Genomic DNA, 2,861 nt, shown 5'->3' with positions numbered 1-2,861 from the left:
CGGAGCGGCTGATCCGGGAGGCTATCCACGCCGATACTGCGGACGCCGAGACCGCAGTCGAGCCGGCCAGCCTACGATGACGCGCCTCATGCCGCCATCCCAGTTCGTTCGGGTGCGACACTCCATTTCCACGCCAGAAGATCGCGCAGCCCGTCGATGCCGGTTTGACCCGACGTGATAGTTAGGCTGCCTGAGCGGCGGCGGGATTTGACGCCGTGCGTTTCCATTCCCAGGGCAGCAGCTCATGGAGCCGCCCCTGCGGGATGCCGGCGATGCGGCCGAGTACGTCGGCAAGCCAGGCCAGCGGATCGATATCGTTGAGCTTGGCCGTCATGATCAGCGTGGCCATGGCAGCGGCACGGTCGGCCCCGCGTTCGGAGCCGGCGAACAGCCAGGATTTGCGTCCCAGGGCAAAGCCGCGCAGCGCGCGTTCGGCCGCGTTGTTGGTGAGGCAGATCCGGCCGTCGTCGATGAATCGCGCAAACCGGCCCCAACGCTTGAGCATGTAGTCGATCGGCTCGGCAACGGAGGCCGAGCGCGACAGACGGGCACGCTCCTCCCGCAGCCAGGCTTCCAGGGCCGTCACAAGAGGGGCGCTCTGCTCCTGGCGGACGCGCCGCCGCTCGTCAGCGACAAGGCCATTGATGCCGCGCTCGATATCAAACAGCATATCGATGCGCCTGACGGCCTGCAGCGCGACAGGCGAGATCGCGGCTGCCTTCTTGCCACGCCGGGCATTGGCGGCAATATCAGCCAACTCGAAGAACTGCCGCCTTGCGTGCGCCCAACACAGCGCCGACGTGATCGGCCCCGGCAAGCGGGACGGCGCGTAAAGCTCATTGTACCCGTCATAAGCGTCGGCCTGCAGAATGCCGGCGAAGTCGCGAAGATGCCGGACGGGATGTTCGTGCCGTCGGTCCCGCGAGGCATAATACAGCGCCGCCGGCGGTGCACGACTGCCGAAGGGACGATCGTCGCGGACGTAGGTCCAGATATGCCCCTTGACCGTCTTGCCCTTCGCCAGGATCGGGATCGTGGTGTCGTCGCCGTGCAGTCGCTCGGCCGCCAGCACGTGGGCCTCGATCAGCGCGTGGAGTGGCTGCAGCACCGTCGTGCACGCCCCCACCTGGTCGGCCAGTGTCGATACGCTCAGATCGATCCCCTCGCGGGCGTATCGCTCGCTCTGCCGGTTCAGCGGCTGGTGCTGGCCGAACTTCTCGAACAGGATCATGGCCAGAAGGTTCGGCCCTGCGAAGCCGCGCGGCGTCACATGGAACGGTGCCGGTGGCTGCGCGATCGTCTCGCAGCTCCGGCAGGAGAATCTCTCCCGCACCGTCTGGATCACCTTCCAGGACCTGGGAACGACCTCCAGCGTCTCAGTGACGTCCTCGCCGAGCTTCGACAGCTTCGCCGAGCCGCAGCAGGGACAATTCTCGGGCGCAGCAATCACCACGCGCTCACGCGGTAGATGCTCGGGAAAGGGTTTGCGCGAAGGTCGCCTGCGCTCGAACGACTTGATCGTCTCCGTTCGCGCCGCCGCTTTCTCCACTGCCAGTTCATCCTCGGTTGCGGCGGCCTCCAGGTCTTCCAGTTGCAGTTCCATCTGTTCGAGAAGCCGCGCCGTGCGTTCCGAGCGGATGCCGTAGAGTTCGCGCCGCAGCTTCTCGATCTGGAGTTTCAGATGGGCGATCAGCGCTTCATGGCTGGAGAGGTCCGCCTGAGCGGTGGCCGCCTCGGCTTTGGCGCCCGCCGCAACGGCTTCCGCTTCCACTCGCGCGGCGCGCTCCGCGAGGATCATCGCGTGGGCGGCAGCAAGATCGGACGGAAGCGATTCAGACGCGGGTTTCACAAGGCGATGGAATCACATCCATCACCGCCTGCAAGCCAAATCCATCATCCCACCGACGTCGGACGCCAACTTTCCTGCGGATGGCGCCAATCGATCCCCGACAGCAGATAGCCGAGCTGCGCCGGAGAGATCGTTACCGCGCCGTCCGCCACGCTCGGCCACAAAAAGCGGCCTCGCTCCAGCCGCTTCGTGAACAGGCACGCGCCTTGGCCGTCGTGCCAGATCACCTTCAACAGATCGCCCCGACGTCCACGGAAGCAGAACAGATGACCGCTCAGCGGATCGCGCCGCAGCACCTCCTGCACCAGCAACGACAGGCTCGCAAACCCCTTCCTCATATCGGTGTGGCCGGTCGCGAGCCAGACCCGCACCCCCTGCGGAAGTGGGATCATGGGCGCTCCAACACATCGAGAACCCGGCGAAGCGCCGCCGCGTCGACACCAGTGTCGACGATCACGCGAGGCCCGTGCATCAGCACGATCTCGATCCGGCCTGATGCCGTAGTCAGACAGGACGGAGACGGCACGTTCTCCGCAGGCACGACATGTTCCGGCACCGACGTCTGACTGCCCGCCAGGGATTCGCCTCGGATAATCGCCGGTGCAAACACTGTGATCTCATCCGCCTCGACAAGCCGGCCTTCCCGAGCCAGCCGGCGCCACGTGAACAATTGGCTCGCGGACAGCCCGTTTCGCCGCGCCGTCACCGACACAAGCCGTGGCCCGCTATAGCTCTCCGCCACGATCCGGTGCTTCTCTTCCAATGTCCAATGGCGCCGGGCTCCCGTCGAGATAACGTCAAGCCGCGAGGTCTTCGCAATAGGCGTATGCTCAGTCATACGCCTATGTCTTCACCGTCACATCATTCCAGGCAAGGCGGCCTTCGCCGGCTTACGATTACCCACATTTTTGAGTCAGAGTTTTGCTCCCGTTGCGATATCGATGAATCGCGATAATCCGCGCCACATGATCAGATTCCCTGGTGGCGGATCGTTGGCGCGGGCGAGATAGCC

Annotated in this window: 3 protein-coding genes; all 3 read right to left on the bottom strand. The window is 64.9% G+C overall.

The window, feature by feature from the left end; translation table 11 throughout:
- Nucleotides 1-181: 181 nt before the first annotated feature.
- The gene (tnpC, locus tag AC0QUY_RS42355; protein ID WP_161855523.1) at nucleotides 182-1,798 is read right to left on the bottom strand and encodes an IS66 family transposase; all 1,617 of its coding nucleotides are present in this window, start codon (nucleotides 1,796-1,798) and stop codon (nucleotides 182-184) included.
- A gap of 95 nt (nucleotides 1,799-1,893) precedes the next feature.
- Nucleotides 1,894-2,241 (bottom strand): IS66 family insertion sequence element accessory protein TnpB, encoded by a 348-nt coding sequence (tnpB, locus tag AC0QUY_RS42350; RefSeq protein WP_161855524.1) that lies wholly within the window; start codon nucleotides 2,239-2,241, stop codon nucleotides 1,894-1,896.
- Nucleotides 2,238-2,687 (bottom strand): IS66-like element accessory protein TnpA, encoded by a 450-nt coding sequence (tnpA, locus tag AC0QUY_RS42345; RefSeq protein ID WP_161855525.1) that lies wholly within the window; start codon nucleotides 2,685-2,687, stop codon nucleotides 2,238-2,240. The genes tnpB and tnpA overlap by 4 nt, the downstream gene beginning before the upstream one ends.
- Between the last annotated feature and the right edge of the window lie 174 nt (nucleotides 2,688-2,861).

The organism is Bradyrhizobium sp. WYCCWR15520 (genome assembly GCF_056174665.1).
The sequence above is the reverse complement of the archived record's forward strand: the minus strand, read 5'-3'. Positions and strand labels throughout refer to the sequence as shown.

Bases quoted from the DNA above. Each gene is read 5' to 3' on its own strand.
- tnpA (WP_161855525.1), bottom strand. From the start codon at position 2,687: ATGACTGAGCATACGCCTATTGCGAAGACCTCGCGGCTTGACGTTATC.
- tnpC (WP_161855523.1), bottom strand. From the start codon at position 1,798: ATGATCCTCGCGGAGCGCGCCGCGCGAGTGGAAGCGGAAGCCGTTGCG.
- tnpB (WP_161855524.1), bottom strand. From the start codon at position 2,241: ATGATCCCACTTCCGCAGGGGGTGCGGGTCTGGCTCGCGACCGGCCAC.